Raw genomic sequence first — 16,334 nt, forward strand, 5'->3', positions numbered from 1 at the left:
TGCTGCGCCTCAAACGAAGAGCCCGGCTTTGCGTGCGCAGAGCCGGGCTCTTCGTTTCGGGTTGAGGCTGCGCGGCTCAGGCCGCGGAGCTGACCGGCTTCGCCGCCTCTTCGGCCTGCTGATCTGCGAGTTGTTCGGCTTGCGCCTGCTCGAGCAGCTTCTTCTCGAAGGCGACGAGCTTCTTGGCTTCCTTCAGCGCCTGATAGAGATCGCCGTTGAGGATGTGGCCGTTGATGGCCTCGATGATCGGCCAGGCGCTCGGCACCGTCGTGATGATGTCGCGCAGCAGGTTGAAGTAGGTGCCGTGATCGGCGTCCGCGCCGGGCGAGATGTACATCAGCTGGACGGCGAGATAGACGAGCTTGGCCGGCGTGTCGGCGGTCTCCGGCGTGAGAATGTCCTTTTCGCGCAGGATCGGGATGTTGTCGCCGTCGATCAGCAGACGCGCCCGCTGGTCGGTGTTGGTGATCACGCACGAGCCGATGATGATTCGCTCATGCGGCTTCAGTTCGACTTTCAGGGCCATTCTCGTCCTCCGTTGCCGCGATCGGCGCGGCGCCGAACCTGCTCCGGCGAGGCCGCAATTCATGCGGCAGTCTAAAATCGCGCGAACAGTCTGCGCGCTCGATGGCTCGGCGCGCAGTGATCCTTTCCGAACATGGTTAACGCGCGGTAAATGGCCGGCCCCGCTTGGTAAATGTCAGGTGTTTTCAATGCGATCGGCTGATCATACGCCGAGCGTGATGTGCGCCGCCGGTATCGCATGCAGCGGCTGAGTCGCGTCGCTTCACCCTTTGTTAGCCACTCCCATTTACCTTGATCCACGTCGCCCGGTTGCGAAGTCGATGCGGGCACAACCGATCTCCGAAGAGATCGGTCGTTTGAGTCACACCAGAAGGGTATGAAAATGTCAGGTATTGTTCTCTCGGCGTCGGTGCGCCAGAATCTGCTCTCGCTCCAGTCGACGGCTCAGCTCCTCGCCACCACCCAGAACAACCTCTCCACGGGCAAGAAGGTCAACTCGGCGCTCGACAACCCGACCAACTTCTTCACCGCCCAGGGCCTCGACAACCGCGCTTCCGACATCTCCAATCTGCTCGATGGCATCGGCAACGGCGTGCAGGTGCTGCAGGCCGCCAACACCGGCATCACTTCGCTGCAGAAGCTCGTCGACAGCGCCAAGTCGATCGCCAACCAGGTGCTGCAGAGCTCCGTCGGCTACTCCACCAAGTCGAGCGTGACCTCGGCTGCTCTCACCGGCGCCACCGCCAGCAGCCTGTTGGGTGCCAGCACGACGGCTGTGACCGGCTCGGCCGTGCTGAACGACAACACGACTGCCGTGGCGATCACCAGCACCACCAAGCTGTCGGGCACCGCGGGCACCTCCTCGAACGACCTGGCCACCGGCATCACGTCGGGTGAGACGCTGGTCGTCAACGGCACGACCTTCAGCTTCGTCACCGGCACGTCCTCCACCGGCACCAGCATCGGCATCGGCGACACCGTGGGCAACCTGCTGTCGGCGATCCAGACGGCGACCGGCGTGACCTCGTCGATCACCGCGGGCGCGATCACCCTGACGCCTCCGGCGGCCGGATTGACGCTCTCGGGCAGCTCCGGCACCTTGGCCAAGCTCGGCCTCAGCACGGTCGGCGACGGCTTGGCAGGACAGACGTTGACGATCGCTGCCACAGGAGGTGGCACCGCCACGAACATAACGTTCGGGCTAGGGACCGGGCAGGTCAACTCGCTGAACGATCTCAACTCGAAGCTCGCAGCGAACAACCTCCAGGCCTCGATCGACTCCACCGGCAAGATCTCGATCACCACCACCAACGACGCGGCTTCGGCCACGATCGGCGCGATCGGTGGTTCGGCTGCTGGCTCCAGCCAGTCCTTCAACGGCCTGACGGCAGCGGCTCCGGTGGCTGACGCGACGGCGCAGACGCAGCGTGCGAGCCTGGTCTCCCAGTACAACAACGTGCTGGCGCAGATCAACACGACCGCGGCGGATGCTTCGTTCAACGGCGTCAACCTGCTCAACGGCGACACGCTGAAGCTGACGTTCAACGAGAACGGCAAGTCGACGCTGTCGATCACCGGTGTGACCTTCAACACCGGCGGTCTCGGCCTCTCGAACCTCACCTCGGGCACCGACTTCCTCGACAACAACTCGGCGAACAAGGTGATCACGTTGCTGAACACCGCGAGCTCCACGCTGCGGTCGGAAGCCTCGACCTTGGGTTCGAACCTGTCGGTGGTGCAGATCCGTCAGGACTTCAACAAGAACCTGATCAACGTTCTGCAGACCGGTTCGTCGAACCTGACGCTGGCGGACACCAACGAGGAAGCGGCGAACAGCCAGGCGCTGTCGACCCGCCAGTCGATCGCGGTGTCCGCGCTGTCGCTCGCCAACCAGTCGCAGGCCAGCGTGCTGCAGCTGCTCCGCTAACGCTGAGGCGTTCTCATACAAACATCGGAAGCGGCGGGGGAAACCCCGCCGCTTTTTTTGCGCCTGGTTCAAGGACTTGGCCCGTATCAATACTGGATTGGAAAGGGGAGCAGACGGCCGGCCGGGGCGTAACCAGGCGTTAAGCAAGAAATTTAAAGTGCCATTAACCATGTTTTAAAAGTACCTGTTCTAGAACCGCCTGGTGAATAACTAGGAAGGTTTCACAAACATGTCCGGTATCGTTCTTTCGGCTTCGGTTCGCCAAAACCTGCTGGCGCTGCAAAACACTGCATCGCTGCTGGCCACGACTCAAAACAACCTGGCCACCGGCAACAAGGTCAACACGGCGCTCGATAACCCCACGGAATTCTTCACCGCGCAATCGCTCAACAATCGCGCGAGCGACATTGCGAATCTGCTCGACAGCATCGGCAACGGCGTCCAGGTTCTGCAGGCGGCGAATACCGGTCTGACCTCGCTCCAGAAGCTGGTCGACAGCGCAAAGTCGATCGCGAGCCAGGTCCTCCAGGCGCCCACGGGCTACACGACCAAGTCGAGCGTCACCTCCGCCGTCATTCCGGGCGCCACAGCCAATAACCTGCTGGGCAGCTCGTCGAACAAGTTCGTGGTCGGCAGCGCGGTCAACAACGACAACACCACGCCGGCCGCGATCACCGGCACGACCAGGCTGTCGGGTACGCCGGGCACGAGTTCGAACGATCTGGCGAGCAGCATCACGACCGGCGACACGCTGACGGTCAACGGCGTGGTCTTCACCTTCGTTGCCGGCTCGGTCTCCGCTGGAACCAATATCGGCGTCGGCGACACGGTCAGCAACCTGCTTGCCGCGATCGACTCGGTGACCGGCGCAACTGCGACGCCCTCCTCGGTAACCGGCGGCCAGATATCGGTTGCCACCGGTACGGCCCAGGATCTGACGATATCGGGTACGGCCCTGGCCAAGCTCGGATTGACGGCCGGAACGACCACACGCAACCCGCCAGCATTGTCAGGACAGACACTCACCATCGCCTCAACAGGAGGCGGCGTCGCAACAAACATAACGTTCGGCACAGGCGCATCGCAGATATCGACGCTGGCGCAGCTGAACACCGCGCTTGCCACGAACAATCTGCAGGCGAGCCTGAGCACGACCGGTCAGTTGACGATCCTCACAACCAATGAGGCAGCCTCGTCGACCATCGGCGCGGTGGCAGGCTCCTCGACGGCGGCGAGCCAGGCGTTCAACGGCGTGACGGCATCGACTCCGGTGGCCGACACCAACTCGCAGACGACCCGCGCAGGCTTGATCGCGCAGTACAACAACGTGCTGGCGCAGATCAACACCACGGCCCAGGACGCTTCGTTCAACGGCATCAACCTGCTGAACGGCGATACGCTGAAGCTGACCTTCAACGAGACCGGCCGGTCGACCCTGAACATCACCGGCGTGACGTTCAACAGCACCGGCCTCGGCCTCTCGGCGCTGGTCGTCGGAACCGACTTCCTCGACAGCAACTCGGCCAACAAGGTGCTCACCACCTTGAACAGCGCCTCGACCGCGATCCGCTCCGAAGCGTCGTCGCTCGGATCGAATCTGTCGATCGTGCAGATCCGTCAGGACTTCAACAAGAACCTGATCAACGTGCTGCAGACCGGCTCGTCGAACCTCACGCTGGCCGACACCAACGAAGAGGCCGCCAACAGCCAGGCGTTGTCGACCCGCCAGTCGATCGCAGTCTCCGCGCTGGCGCTGGCCAACCAGTCGCAGGCGAGCGTGCTGCAGCTGCTGCGCTAAGCGCAAAAGCGACGACCCCAACTCTTGCGAAGCGGCGGGCTTGCCCGCCGCTTTTGCTTTTGCGCATTGGCTCATGCTGTGCAATTGCCGCAGGCCGCCCTGTTGGTCGTCGGACCCAGTGCGTCACAAGCACGAGGACGCGCCTTATCTGCGCTTCGTCGATCGTTCTAGGCGGCGAATGTGCAGCGAAAATTTTTCGCACAATTTGAATCGGCGCGTTCGCATCATATTAAGAGATCTCGCAGGCCCGGTTGTTTTCGGTATCTGCTGATATCGAGAGGCGAAATCCGCTAACAGCTGCTAACCATATTTTAAAGGCACCCAACGTACAAAATCCGTGCAGTTTGTTGGTGTCCCAGCGTCAGTCCGGAGTACTTGATGTCATATGCCGCTCAAGCCTATGCACGCACGTCGCAAACGACGGCATCACCACGGGAGATCGAAGCGCAAGCATTGTTGAAGGCGGCACGGCAGCTGCAGGAAGTCCAGGCCAATTGGAATGGTCCTGATCGCAACATGTACAAGGCGCTGCTGTTCAATCGCCGCCTGTGGACGATCTTCATGAGCGCCATGGAAGCGGAGGACAATCCGAACCCGCTCGACATCCGCCAGAACATTGCCAACATCGGCGTCTTCGTCATGAAGCAGACGATCGAGATGCAGATGGATCCGGATCCGGCGAAGCTGAAGTCGCTGATCGACATCAACTGCCACATCGCTGCGGGCCTCTCCGGCCGCAGCTGATCGACCGGACGGGCAGGGGCGGCATCGCCGTGGCTGAGATCACCAGCCTCCTCCTGTCCGCTTCCTGGACGTCGAACGTGCTCAGCACGCGCACAGCAACAGCAAATATGTAGCCGTCGATCCGGCGCTCTGTCGGACGAGCTGGCCCGGCAAGCATGCCAACGACGAGCCCTTCACGCGGACGATCTCCGAGGTGGAGGGCTTTTCACGCTGGGGGCGGTGCGCCCGGCCCCAGGTCAAGAACGTGCTGCCGGATGCTGCTTCCGATGAGACCCGTCTCGGCATCTCTTGCGCGGGCCAGGCCGGCTGAGCTTACGGGACATCGCCGGCTCATCATGACTGCGCCGCCCATCGGGCGGCGCGCAGGTGGGCGCGGCGTGCGCGCACGCCCTCGGGCTCGTGTCAGGCAATCCGGTCGGTCGGCATCACCCGGGGCGCATCTTCCTTCTGCAGATCTTTCTGCATGTCGAGCGTATTGAAGTAGGCCCGACGGCGAAGCACGGCTTCGTCCGGATATTGCGCCACCACCTGGTCGTTCTTGCGGTTGACCACCTGAAACACCATCGCTGCCGCTGCCCGGTCGTAATACGCCTGGTGCGACACGAACAACTCGTTGGCGGCATGCGCCGGCACGTCGTTGCGCACGGGGACGCCGCTGTCGGCGGCGGTCACGGTCTGGCTTGGAGGAAGGTCCGTCGGAACAGCGCTCGCCACCGCCTGACTCGACGGTTGGATTAGCGGGGCCGCCGCAGGCGCCCCTACTGGTCTCACGCTGAAATCGGAACTCATGGCAGCCTCCTCATGGCCATCGAGTCAATTCCCAACCCCGTCCCAGTTGCAACTATGCCGATGACCAATCAACGTTATGTTAGGAAATAGGATGAACGGCGCGTTGTGTGGCATGCCGGCCTTTTAAGCTTATTCGAGCGTTAAACGGCGAAGGCCGCGCGGCCCCTTTGGGCGGCACGGCCTTCAAACGTGGGAGCGGAGGGCGGCGTGGCGCCGCCTGTGTCAGAGCGTGCGGCTGACCGCGAGCGGGGTGAGGTGGCGCGCGCCGGGCGCGGCGCGGCGGCCGCCGGCGGTATAGGTGCTCGGGATGTTCTTGCGCTGCACCTCGGCATTGACGCCGCGCACGATCTTTTCCGAGATCGCATGCGCCGTCGCGAGGACGGTCAGGTTGACCTGCAGCATCGCCCGGAACGTGTCGTGGTGGCGGTGCAGGGTGGCGAGCAGCTCCGGCGCGGTCTGCTTCATGAAATTCTGGCTGGCCTTGAGGCGGCCCACCGCGTTGACGTAGTGACGCGAGAGCTCGGTTTTCTTCGGACCGAACGCCATGCCTTCGGCCAGCTTGCCGGCGCGGACCAGTTCGGTCTCCTGCTCGATGACCGCGATCAGCTCGCTCATGACGCTGACCATCTCGTCAGCGAGCGCGCGCGCCTCCGCCGCACTGGCGGCGGCCGTGTAGGTTGTCTTCTTCGCCTGGCCCTGTGCGCTCATTGAAAAACTCCTGTCGGCGTGGGGCGCTGCGGACCCCGCGCGATGTCTACGCTTACGGTTACGGTGTGGCTGTGCTGGTGCTGCTGGCGGAGTTGCTGCTGGAATTGCTGCTCTTGGCCTGCTGCAGGATCAGGGTGCGGAAGACGTCGTTGGAGATGCCGACGCCGCCCGCCTTGGCGAAGTTCTTCGAATATTGCTCGGTCAGCATCGAGCGCCAGACGCCGGTGCCCGGCGTATCGCCAAACGGACCCTCGCCCTTCACGCCGCTCGTCATCTGCGAGAACATCGAGTTGAGGAACATGGCTTCGAAGTCGGTCGCGGTGGCCTTGGCCTTGGCCTGCGCCTTGGGCGAAACTTTGGTCAGGGCTTCCGAGAGCTCGATATCGGTGCGCGGCGCCGTCTTGGCAGCGGCCGAGGGCATGCTGAGTGGCACGCGGCCGGCATAGGAGTCGACGAAAGAGGTGGCCATCACATCACCTCGATATCGGCTTCGATCGCGCCGGCGGCCTTGATCGCCTGCAGGATGCTGATCAGGTCGCGCGGCCCGATGCCGAGGCCGTTGAGGCCGTCGACGAGCTGCTGCAGGGACACGCCATCCTTGACGATCGCGAACTTCTTGCCGTCCTCTTGGACGCCGACGCTGGTGCGGGGCGTGACCACGGTGCGGCCGCGGGACAGCGGATTGGGCTGGCTGACCTGCGGGCTTTCGGAGATGGTGACGGTGAGGTTGCCCTGGGCGACCGCGACGGTGGCGACGCGGACGTCGCGGCCCATCACGATGATGCCGGAGCGCTCGTCGATGACGATCTTGGCTGCGAGATCAGGATCGACCTGCAACTGCTCGATCTCGGTCAGGAAGGCCACGACGTTGCCCTTGAACTCCGCCGGCACGCTGAGCTGCACCGTCGAGGGGTCGATCGGCTCGGCCGTCTTGACGCCGAGGAAATCGTTGATTGCGGCTGCGATGCGCTTCGCCGTGGTGAAGTCGGCGTTGCGCAGCGCCAGCCGCACGTTCGGCAGCCGGTTCAGCGCGAACTCGATCTCGCGCTCGATGATGGCGCCGTTGGCGATGCGGCCGACGGTCGGCACGCCGCGCACGATCTTGGCGGCCTCGCCTTCGGCCTGGAAGCCCGAGATCGCGAGCGAGCCCTGCGCGACCGCATAGACGTTGCCGTCGGCGCCGAGCAGCGGGGTGACGAGCAGGGTGCCGCCCTGCAGGTTCTTGGCGTCGCCGAGCGCCGACACCGTCACGTCCATGCGCGTGCCCTGCGTGGCGAAGGGCGGCAGGTTGCCGGTGACCATCACGGCCGCGACATTGCCGGTGCGGATGGTGGCGCCGCGGATGTTGACGCCCATGCGCTCGAGCATCGCCTGCAGCGACTGCTTGGTGAACGGGATGTTGTTGAGCGTGTCGCCGGTGCCGTTGAGGCCGACCACCAGGCCGTAGCCGATCAACTGGTTCTGGCGCACGCCTTCGATATTGGCGAGATCCTTGATCCGCGACGTCGCATGCGCGGACATGACGGTAGAGGCCAGCGCCAGCATGGCGGCGCAAGCGGCCTGAAACAGGCGCGTAAGTCGGACGCGTCGCATCCCTCTGCTCCCCTCGAACTCTGCAAGTGATCAGTTGGCCACTCCCATGACCGCATGATCGGCGTTAACTATGCGAGGGCCGTGCCAGTGCGATGCTCCCGGCTAACTCATTGAAAGAGTGTGAAATCAATTCGGGGCCTTGTCGCGATCCCGGGTTGCTCCGGAGGAACGAAGCTGCCGCCCCGGCAGAATTTGCCGGGCCATTTACGCACCGTTAACCACGACGCGGCCAATCTCCGCACCGACACGCGAGAGCCTGCGGGGAGCCACCGATGCGCATCTACGGACCGAACGGCACGACGCTGGGCACGTCGACCAGCTCCACGCGAAAGACCTCGTCCGGCGGCTTCAAGCTGCCTGACGTCGGCACGACGCAGGAGACACGCGCGACCCTTGCACCGAAGCAGACCGCGAACATCGATGCGCTGTTGGCGCTGCAGGGCATCGAAGAAGATCCGGCCGAGCGCCGCAAGCGCTCGGTCCAGCGCGGCAAGCGCGCGCTCGACGTGCTCGATGATCTCAAGCTGTCGCTGCTGTCCGGCAAGCTCGACAGGACAATGGCGCTGCGGCTGCGGGACGCGGCGGCCGACCTGAAGCAGACGTCGGGCGAGCCGGGACTGGACGCCATCCTTTCGGAGATCGAGCTGCGCGTCGAGGTCGAGCTTGCCAAGGCCGGGCAGGGCTGAAGCGACCAAAGCGCGATGAGATCATCGCGCTTTGGGTTGTTGTTTGCGCATGATCCTTTCGGAAAACCGCTGCGCACTTTTCCGGATCATGCTTAGGCAGCTTTCGACGTCGCCTGTGCGTCGTAGCGCCGCTGTGCCGCCATGACGTCCTTCAGATGATGCTCGGCCCAGTCGCGCAGGGGATCGACCGCGGCGGCCAACGTCAATCCAAGCGATGTGATCGAATATTCAACCGTCACTGGAACGGTCGCGATCGCGCGCCGCCGCACCAGCCCGTCGCGCTCGAGGCTCTTCAACACCTGCGACAGCATCTTCTGCGAGATGCCTTCGATCGACCGCCGCAACTGATTGAAACGCAACGGCTCGTTGCGCAACAGGATCAGGATCAGCACCGCCCATTTGTCGCCGACGCGATCCAGGATCTGTCGGGTGGGACACTGGGCCGAATAGACGTTCGGGGCTCGCATCGGTTACTCCGGCGTGACCTGGTGATCTTAAAGTGCGCTCTTAACACCAGCATTCGTTCCGCTATCTAGTCACTATCGGATACCAAGGGCGGCTCGTCCAGAGGCTCCGATCCGACCGAACGATCGCTCACGAAGGAGTTGCAGCATGAAGATCGCCGTCGCCGGCGCCTCGGGCCGGGCCGGGTCGCGCATTACCGCCGAACTCGCCAATCGCGGCCATCAGGTCACCGGCATCGCCCGGAATCCCGACAAGATCGAAAAGCACGCCAATGTCACGGCCGTGCAGGGCGATGCCAACGACCGTGCCGCGCTGGCCAAGCTGTGGGCCGGGCACGACGTCGCGATCAGCTCGATCCACTTCCTGGCCAGCGATGCCGAGGCGCTGATCGGCGCCGCCAAGGATTCAGGCGTATCTCGTTACCTTGTGGTCGGGGGCGCCGGCTCGCTCGAGGTCGCGCCCGGCGTGCGGCTGGTGACGACGCCGAACTTTCCGGCCATGTACAAGGCTGAAGCGGAGAAGGGTGCGGCGTTCCTCGACCGCCTTCGCCAGGAGACCGAGCTCGACTGGACCTTCCTGTCGCCCTCCGCGATGATCGATTTCGGCGCCCGAACGGGCAAGTTCCGGCTCGGAACGGATCAGCTGCTGGTCGACGCCGAGGGTAAGAGCTTCATCACCTTCGAGGACTTCGCGGTTGCCATGGCCGACGAAATCGAGCGTCCGGCGCACCGGCGCGCCCGTTTCACGGTCAGTTATTGACGCAGTCCCAGGCGCTCCGCCGGCCGGCCGCAATTTGGGCTGGACAACGGCAGGACGGCGGGGCGCCCGTGTCGATGGAAATATTGTCTGTCACAAGAGGCCGCTATATAACGCGGCCGCGAACGGGCGTATTCCGTCCGCCGGTGCCGCGACCGGCGCCAGCACGTACAGATGGGCTGACCTTGGAAAAGTTGAAGAACTACAAACCTTCCGAAAAAGAGCCTTTCATGAACGACCGCCAGCGCGACTACTTCCGCGCCAAGCTGCTGGCATGGAAGGAGGAGATTCTGCGCGAATCGAAGCTCACCCTGCAGGCTCTGCAGGAGGAGAACGTGAACCACCCCGATCTCGCCGACCGTGCGTCGTCGGAAACCGACCGGGCGATCGAGCTTCGCGCCCGCGACCGCCAGCGCAAGCTGATCTCCAAGATCGACGCCGCGCTCCAGCGCATCGAAGACAACACCTACGGCTATTGCGAGGAGACCGGCGAGCCGATTTCGCTGAAGCGGCTCGAAGCCCGTCCGATCGCGACGCTCTCGGTGGAGGCGCAGGAACGCCACGAGAAGCGTGAAAAGGTCTACCGCGACGAATAGGTCGCGGACTGACCCGACGAGCAGGGATTGCGGCCGCCTGCCGGGAGCGGCCGCAGCGATCCGATATCGATGCGGCCACGCCGTTTTCGCGGCGTGATCCGATGTTGCGTTGCTGGGCGGCGCAGGGCAGCGCTCCGACTCCTATCAACCCGCCTGCTGCCTTTCTTCGTCCTCCAAGGAACTTTTCCGCAGTCTGGGAATTGTTCGCGGTTCCGTGTTGGAACGAGCCGCGGGGGACTATGCGGGAGCCGAACAGATCGGACGGTGCGGGCGGAGGCCTGCTGGCCGCGCTACAGCATTCATATGGCGGTTTGAGCATCAAGGGGCGGCTCTTGTTGCTCGCCGGAATCCTGTTCCTGCCCTGTGTCGGGCTGATCGCCTATGTCATCGTCTCCACGGCGCAATCGGCTGATGCCTCGATCCGTCGTGGCCTGTCCTACGCCGCTCAGACGATCTCCGGCGCCGTCGATGCCGAGTTGCGTCGCTACGTCACGCTCGCCGAGGTGCTGGCGAAATCGCCAGATCTCAGCGCGGCCGATCTTGCGGACTTCGAGGCGGAGGCGCGCCGCGTCGGAGCGGTCAGCGGCGAAGGTTGGATTATCGTCGCCGACGCAGACGGCCATCTGCTTCTCAATACCTTGGCACTCCCAGGAAAGCCGCTCGGCGAGCGCACGCCCGAAGGGCGCCGTTCGCAAGAGCGGGCCTTTGCATCGGGCCGGCCGTCGATCTCCGACATTTTCACCGGCCCGAACTCGGGTGAGTGGGTGGCAACCGTCGACGTGCCCGTGTTCAAGGACGGCAAGCCATTCCGCTGCCTGGCGATTGCCATGCCGGCTACGAACTACACGAGGCTGCTGGCCCAGCAGCAGCTGCCGGCGGACTGGCTGGTAGGCATCATGGACGGCCAGGGCCGCTACATCTCCCGCATCCCGAAGAATGCGACCACCACTGGCCAATTGGCGTCGGCGGGGTGGCGGGCGACCTCCAGGGCCGACGGCATCGCTGAATTTCCGTCGATCGAGGGCGACCGCGTCATCAACGCCAACGCCCATCCGCAGCTCAGCGGCTGGACGGTCGGTGTCGGCATCAAGCAGGGCGCGTTCGCGCAGGCGATCTCCTCGACGGTCAAGACGGCGACCGTTGCGGCGACCACCATCTGTGCCCTGGCGCTGCTGCTGGCGGCCGGCATCGGCCGAAGCATTGCCCGGCCGCTCGAAAGCATCGCCGTCAAGAGCACCAACCCCGGCGAGGCCGCACCCTCCGATCCGCCGGAGGTGCGTGCGCTGAACGCACGTCTTGCCGCGGCCGAAAGGGCGCAGGCCGAGAGCGCGCGCATCATCCAGGAGAATTTCGGGATGCTGGCCAAGGCCAGGGACGATGCTGCGCGCACCGCCGAGCAGCTCAAGCTGGCCGCGAAATACGGCCGGCTCGGCACCTTCATCTGGGATGGCCAGGCCGGCACCAGCCGCTGGTCAGACGAGATCGAGGAGCTCTATGGCCTGAAGCCCGGCACGTTTCCCGGCACCTATGAAGCCTGGCTGTCGCTCGTCCATCCGGAGGATCAGGCGAATGCCGACCGTGACAACAAGCAGGCGCTGATCACTGGGGAGCTCGATTCGGAGTGGCGGGTGCAGCTGCCCGACGGCTCCATCCGCTGGATCGAGGCGCGCGCCCGAACGCTGGGTGGCGAGAGCGGCAACGACCTCAGGATGATCGGCGTCAACATCGATGTCACCGCGGCCAAGGAGGCCGATCGCAAGCGTGAGCTGCTGGTGCACGAGCTCGCGCACCGCGTAAAGAACAGCCTCGCCGTGGTGCAATCGCTGGCGCATCAGCTGCTGCCGCGGCACGACACCAAGGTGCGCGACTTCACGGCGCGGCTGCACGCGCTGGCGACCGTGCACACCAGCCTCGCCGAGAATGACTGGCAGGGCGCCGACCTCGCCGGGCTGATCAACAGCCAGGTGGCACCTTTCGCCAGCAAGCCTGAGCAACTGTCCCTGAGCGGCCCGACCATTCTGGTCCCGGTCGAGCTGACCACCCAGCTGGCGCTCGTTATCCACGAGATGGCCTGCAACGCCAGCAAATATGGTGCGCTCACCACTCCGGACGGCCGTGTCGAGGTGGGCTGGTCGCTGGGTCCCGACGCGCTCCACGTGCGCTGGCAGGAAACCGGCGGACCGGCCGCGCACGAGCCGCCGGTGGTCGGCTTCGGCAGCCGGCTCCTGACCCGCACGGTGAGGCATTTGCAGCGCACCTTTTCCGAGAGCGGCCTGACCTGCCAATTCGAGCTGCCCTGGCTGGCGACGCGCAGCGGGGAGGCCGCAGGGGCGCTCAGCGAGGCGAACTGATCCCGGCAGCCAGATGCACGTCAGGGCGATCGAAGGGCGTTCAACCATCCCGGCGCGGCCCCGCGAGGGCGGCCCTCCAGCGACAGGGCGCATGCTCGGCTGGTATCAGCGAGCGATTGATGAGATCATCGCAGCCGCGGGCAGGAGACCCTGATGAAGCTCGAGCTGGTGTCGCCGTGAGGTAGCTGAACCGTCATCTGAACAGCGGGATCGGCGCTTCAAATGCCGCGCGAAGCTGCCGCGATGGCAGATGAGGTTGGCCGCAAAAATCGTTTGGTAACAGGCTGTTAACCATAAATTCTGAGAAGCCGCTTCGGGCGGCCGACAGCGGGAGTTGAACGATCATGGGAGCAGACGAGGTTCTGGCCGCCGCGCAATTGATCGTGGCCGCCCGCCGTGAGAGGGCGCCGCTGGCGGCGCTGCCGGCTCACCTTCAGCCGAAGGATGAAGCGGCCGGTTATGAGATCCAGCATGAGGCCCACTGGCTGCTCGCCGAGCACGCCGGCGATTTCGCCGGCTACAAGATCGGTTGCACCAGCAAGGTGATGCAGGACTACATAGGCATCCCGCATCCTTGCGCCGGGGGCGTGTTCGCGGGCGGCGTGCACGAATCGGGCGTCACGCTGCGGGCCGCCGACTTCGTTCGCGTCGGGGTCGAGTGTGAGATCGCGGTGCGGCTCGCCAAGGACCTGCTGCCGCTCGACGCGCCGTTCACGATCGCCCATGTCGGCGACGCGATCGGCGACTGCCATGCCGCGATCGAGATCGTCGACGAACGCTATGTGCAATGGGAAACTATGGGCGCCCCGACCCTGGTGGCCGATGATTTCTTCGCTGCAGGCTGCGTGCTCGGCCCCGCCGTCCCGCGCGATGCCGCGGGAGACCTCGGCGCTGTGCAGGGCCGCGCCCTGGTGAACGGCGCCTTGGTCGGGCAGGGCACCGGCGCCGACGTGCTCGGCCATCCGCTCCATGCGCTCGCCTGGCTCGCCAACCATCTCGCCTCGCGCGGCGACGGTCTGGAAGCCGGGCAGCTGGTTCTGACCGGCAGCCTGGTCAAGACGGTCTGGCTGAAGCCAGGCGACCGGGTGAGGATGGAGCTGGACGGGCTGGGCGTGGTCGAGGCGGCGTTCGAGTGACTCCTGAGGGAAGTTCTCTGCGCAGGGAATGCTCCAAATCATCCGGACCGGCTCGATCCGGAACAGTTTCGAAGTTTGTTTCAAGAACGTGATGTAAAATTATCGGGCGTTCGCCAGTTGAGTTTCAAAGGTGGAGCGTCTCAAAACCCAGCCGCGACCAGATCGGAGCGGGAGTGTTCTAGCAGGAGCGGGTATCCGCGATCCTGTTCGCGCACATCATAACGGATCGAAGAGACGTTCATGAGCGAAGTGAAAACGATCTGCCTCACACGCTCCATCATTCTCGCCGCGGCACGCCATGCCGAACGCGACGGTCTTTCGGTCGAAGATTACGTCATGCGCGTCTTTCTGCGCGAAATGGAGCTTGATATTCGAGCACCGGCCATTCTCGTTCACGATGCAGCTGAAGCGGGGGCGGGGTTCGCATTGGACCGTGAGCAGGGAGAGAGTGAGGAGGCTTTTGAGAGCCGCAAAGCCATGCTCGGACTGCTGTTCTCCTGAGCGATAAAAGCCGGCGGCTATGTCCGTTGCAATTCTCCTTTTAAGGAAATGAGGGGCCCAGAACGTTACCGTTTCTAGTCGGGTGTCTTTGCGTTTTTCGTCTCTGTCTTCCCAAGTGCACTCAGCCCTTTCCGATCAAAGCTCATCTCGTTCTCCCCAATCTTGAGTTTCACTTGGGAGGCGTTCCCAACGAGAGCAGATGCCAGATCGTCTGCCGCTGTTGATTTGTCAATCGATTGATCTTTCTCCTCGAATAAGTTGCGTGCTATGCCTTCTAATAGCGCAGAGGTAATCTCTCTGTTTTGATCTCTTCTCCACTCAAGGGCTGTTTCTACAACCCAGCTCGCACGATCGATGTCGAGCTGAAATTTCTTTAGCGAGAATTCAGCAAGAGCATGTTGTTCAAACCATCGATTCATCCAGCGCACATAGTACAGGGTGGTCCCAATAACCGCGATTGCTGCGAGGGCCTGTTTTGCGATGGCCCAAGTCATGACTGCCAAAGAGACGTTTGAAAAATCGATTTGCGTAAGCTGATGCAGGTACACCGCGTTTATTGCAATCAGGAGAACTAAAAGAATTATTATCGCAGCGTGTATTGGTCGCCTAAGTCGCTGTGTGTCATCCGTCAAAGAGAATTTTGTTTGACGGTCCGCAATTGTTTTTTGGAGGTCTTGTCGAATTGAGCGGCGCACATGCATGTATTCGCGGTCGTCCAGCTTTCTGCGTAGTTCTTCAAGCTCTTGGTTTTGGCGTTTAACTTCTTCGAATTTACTTATATAGTCGGCGTGCAGGCTCTCTTTTTCCGATTGAATTTCGTTGGCGAGTTGGAGTTTTCGATCCTCGTATGATTGCGCCTGATTGACTGTCCATGATGTAATTTTTTCGATTTGCTCAGCAAATTTTGTTTCGAGTTTCAGGACTGTGGAGTGGTAAACTGACTCGAGATTCGAGATGTTCAGGATTTCGTCTGTTGCATCATTCATTTTTGAATTGATGGACGCGAAGAATTTGTCGAGGGTGCTCATCAACGCAAGGCGTGAGCGAATTGGATATCCCGCGCCATTTCCGGTGATCGAAATGCTATCAACAAATATGTTGCGTTGGCTAGGGTCTCCGCCCCGAGTGTAGTTGATGCTAAAATTTGAGTAGCTCAAATATGAGCCTGTTATAATGTAGGTTCCAGGCTTGTCGATAAATTCAACTACTTCTTGTTGCTCGTGATTCAGATTGTCTCGTAGGCTTATGTTTTCAATTCCGGCCAAGCTCAAGGTGAAGCTGTCGCTCGGGTGCGTGTTGTGAAGCTCCCTGAATAAATTGAGAACTGTTTGATCGTCTAGGCGTGGAACTGCAAAATTCTTGTTTGCCATATGGAGTCTCCTGCGCCGGACCTTGGCGGGCGCCTCCGATGCAAGCAACTCAAAAGTGTGCAAGAAGTAGACGTTTTGCCCAGGCTTCTGATTGAAAGCTAGCTCACAAACGAACACGGCCTCCGGCAGGGGAGCTACCGGAGGCCGCGTATACATTACCCGCCGCGCCTAGGTTCGCATTGGGCAATGTGGGAGCTCGTTTTCGGGAGAAGGGCGGCGGCTGCGGCGGTCATGCGCCATGACCGGTGTCGCGCTCGGCTCATTCCTTGTCCGACCCTCCGGGAGGGAGGGATTTTCGCCGTGTCTCTGGTCCTCGCTTCGATGGCTGACGGGGAGGCGTCAGCGGCCTGGTTGAGCGACCGGGCGAGCGTCCGCCCGGTCCTTGCCGT

The 16,334-nt window shown here is 62.8% G+C and carries 16 protein-coding genes; 9 read left to right on the plus strand and 7 right to left on the minus strand.

The features are described 5' to 3' along the window. Positions 1-76 precede the first annotated feature (76 nt). On the minus strand, positions 77-526 hold the full coding sequence (gene flbT, locus BRAD285_RS09540) for a flagellar biosynthesis repressor FlbT (protein ID WP_006614425.1): 450 nt from the start codon (positions 524-526) through the stop codon (positions 77-79). 381 nt (positions 527-907) lie between these two features. Between flbT and BRAD285_RS09545 the strand changes: the two genes are divergently transcribed. From BRAD285_RS09545 to flaF, 3 genes are all read left to right on the plus strand, one after another. Beyond that, positions 908-2,452 carry a flagellin gene (locus BRAD285_RS09545; protein ID WP_087877730.1) on the plus strand — a complete coding sequence of 515 codons (1,545 nt, stop codon included), beginning with the start codon at positions 908-910 and terminating at the stop codon, positions 2,450-2,452. 229 nt (positions 2,453-2,681) lie between these two features. Next, a complete protein-coding gene (locus BRAD285_RS09550) occupies positions 2,682-4,250 on the plus strand; it encodes a flagellin (RefSeq protein ID WP_006614426.1) in 1,569 nt (522 codons plus the stop codon). Between the two features lie 378 nt (positions 4,251-4,628). Then, positions 4,629-4,994: a flagellar biosynthesis regulator FlaF gene (gene flaF, locus BRAD285_RS09555; RefSeq protein WP_035648247.1), complete on the plus strand. Its 366-nt coding sequence runs from the start codon at positions 4,629-4,631 to the stop codon at positions 4,992-4,994. Positions 4,995-5,396: 402 nt separating this feature from the next. On the opposite strand, the gene BRAD285_RS09560 is transcribed toward flaF, so the two are convergent. From BRAD285_RS09560 to BRAD285_RS09575, 4 genes are all read right to left on the minus strand, one after another. Next, positions 5,397-5,783 (minus strand): hypothetical protein, encoded by a 387-nt coding sequence (locus tag BRAD285_RS09560; protein WP_006614428.1) that lies wholly within the window; start codon positions 5,781-5,783, stop codon positions 5,397-5,399. A gap of 222 nt (positions 5,784-6,005) precedes the next feature. Then, positions 6,006-6,491: a hypothetical protein gene (locus BRAD285_RS09565; protein WP_006614429.1), complete on the minus strand. Its 486-nt coding sequence runs from the start codon at positions 6,489-6,491 to the stop codon at positions 6,006-6,008. A gap of 58 nt (positions 6,492-6,549) precedes the next feature. After that, positions 6,550-6,960, minus strand: coding sequence for a flagellar assembly peptidoglycan hydrolase FlgJ (gene flgJ, locus BRAD285_RS09570; RefSeq protein WP_006614430.1), 411 nt, complete (start codon positions 6,958-6,960; stop codon positions 6,550-6,552). Beyond that, complete coding sequence (locus BRAD285_RS09575) at positions 6,960-8,084, minus strand: flagellar basal body P-ring protein FlgI (RefSeq protein ID WP_006614431.1); 1,125 nt, start codon at positions 8,082-8,084, stop codon at positions 6,960-6,962. The genes flgJ and BRAD285_RS09575 overlap by 1 nt, the downstream gene beginning before the upstream one ends. A 272-nt stretch (positions 8,085-8,356) precedes the next feature. Here BRAD285_RS09575 and BRAD285_RS09580 point away from each other — a divergent pair, with 272 nt between their 5' ends. Next, positions 8,357-8,770 (plus strand): flagellar assembly protein FliX, encoded by a 414-nt coding sequence (locus BRAD285_RS09580; protein ID WP_006614432.1) that lies wholly within the window; start codon positions 8,357-8,359, stop codon positions 8,768-8,770. 92 nt (positions 8,771-8,862) lie between these two features. Here BRAD285_RS09580 and BRAD285_RS09585 read toward each other — a convergent pair whose 3' ends face one another. Next, positions 8,863-9,237, minus strand: coding sequence for a helix-turn-helix domain-containing protein (locus BRAD285_RS09585; protein ID WP_006614433.1), 375 nt, complete (start codon positions 9,235-9,237; stop codon positions 8,863-8,865). 145 nt (positions 9,238-9,382) lie between these two features. On the opposite strand from BRAD285_RS09585, the gene BRAD285_RS09590 reads away from it, so the two are divergent. From BRAD285_RS09590 to BRAD285_RS09610, 5 genes are all read left to right on the plus strand, one after another. Further along, the gene (locus BRAD285_RS09590) at positions 9,383-9,994 is read left to right on the plus strand and encodes an NAD(P)-dependent oxidoreductase (protein ID WP_006614434.1); all 612 of its coding nucleotides are present in this window, start codon (positions 9,383-9,385) and stop codon (positions 9,992-9,994) included. 227 nt (positions 9,995-10,221) lie between these two features. Continuing rightward, on the plus strand, positions 10,222-10,587 hold the full coding sequence (dksA, locus tag BRAD285_RS09595; protein WP_172889752.1) for an RNA polymerase-binding protein DksA: 366 nt from the start codon (positions 10,222-10,224) through the stop codon (positions 10,585-10,587). A 332-nt stretch (positions 10,588-10,919) separates the two neighbouring features. After that, entirely contained in the window at positions 10,920-12,938 is a 2,019-nt protein-coding gene (locus BRAD285_RS09600) for a sensor histidine kinase (protein ID WP_244422346.1), read from the plus strand. A gap of 344 nt (positions 12,939-13,282) precedes the next feature. Beyond that, the gene (locus BRAD285_RS09605; RefSeq protein WP_006614437.1) at positions 13,283-14,074 is read left to right on the plus strand and encodes a 2-keto-4-pentenoate hydratase; all 792 of its coding nucleotides are present in this window, start codon (positions 13,283-13,285) and stop codon (positions 14,072-14,074) included. A 240-nt stretch (positions 14,075-14,314) separates the two neighbouring features. Beyond that, positions 14,315-14,575 carry a hypothetical protein gene (locus BRAD285_RS09610; protein ID WP_006614438.1) on the plus strand — a complete coding sequence of 87 codons (261 nt, stop codon included), beginning with the start codon at positions 14,315-14,317 and terminating at the stop codon, positions 14,573-14,575. A 74-nt stretch (positions 14,576-14,649) separates the two neighbouring features. Here BRAD285_RS09610 and BRAD285_RS09615 read toward each other — a convergent pair whose 3' ends face one another. Further along, a complete protein-coding gene (locus BRAD285_RS09615; protein ID WP_139020699.1) occupies positions 14,650-15,945 on the minus strand; it encodes a hypothetical protein in 1,296 nt (431 codons plus the stop codon). Positions 15,946-16,334 lie beyond the last annotated feature (389 nt).

Source organism: Bradyrhizobium sp. ORS 285, assembly GCF_900176205.1.
Classification (GTDB): Bacteria; Pseudomonadota; Alphaproteobacteria; order Rhizobiales; family Xanthobacteraceae; genus Bradyrhizobium.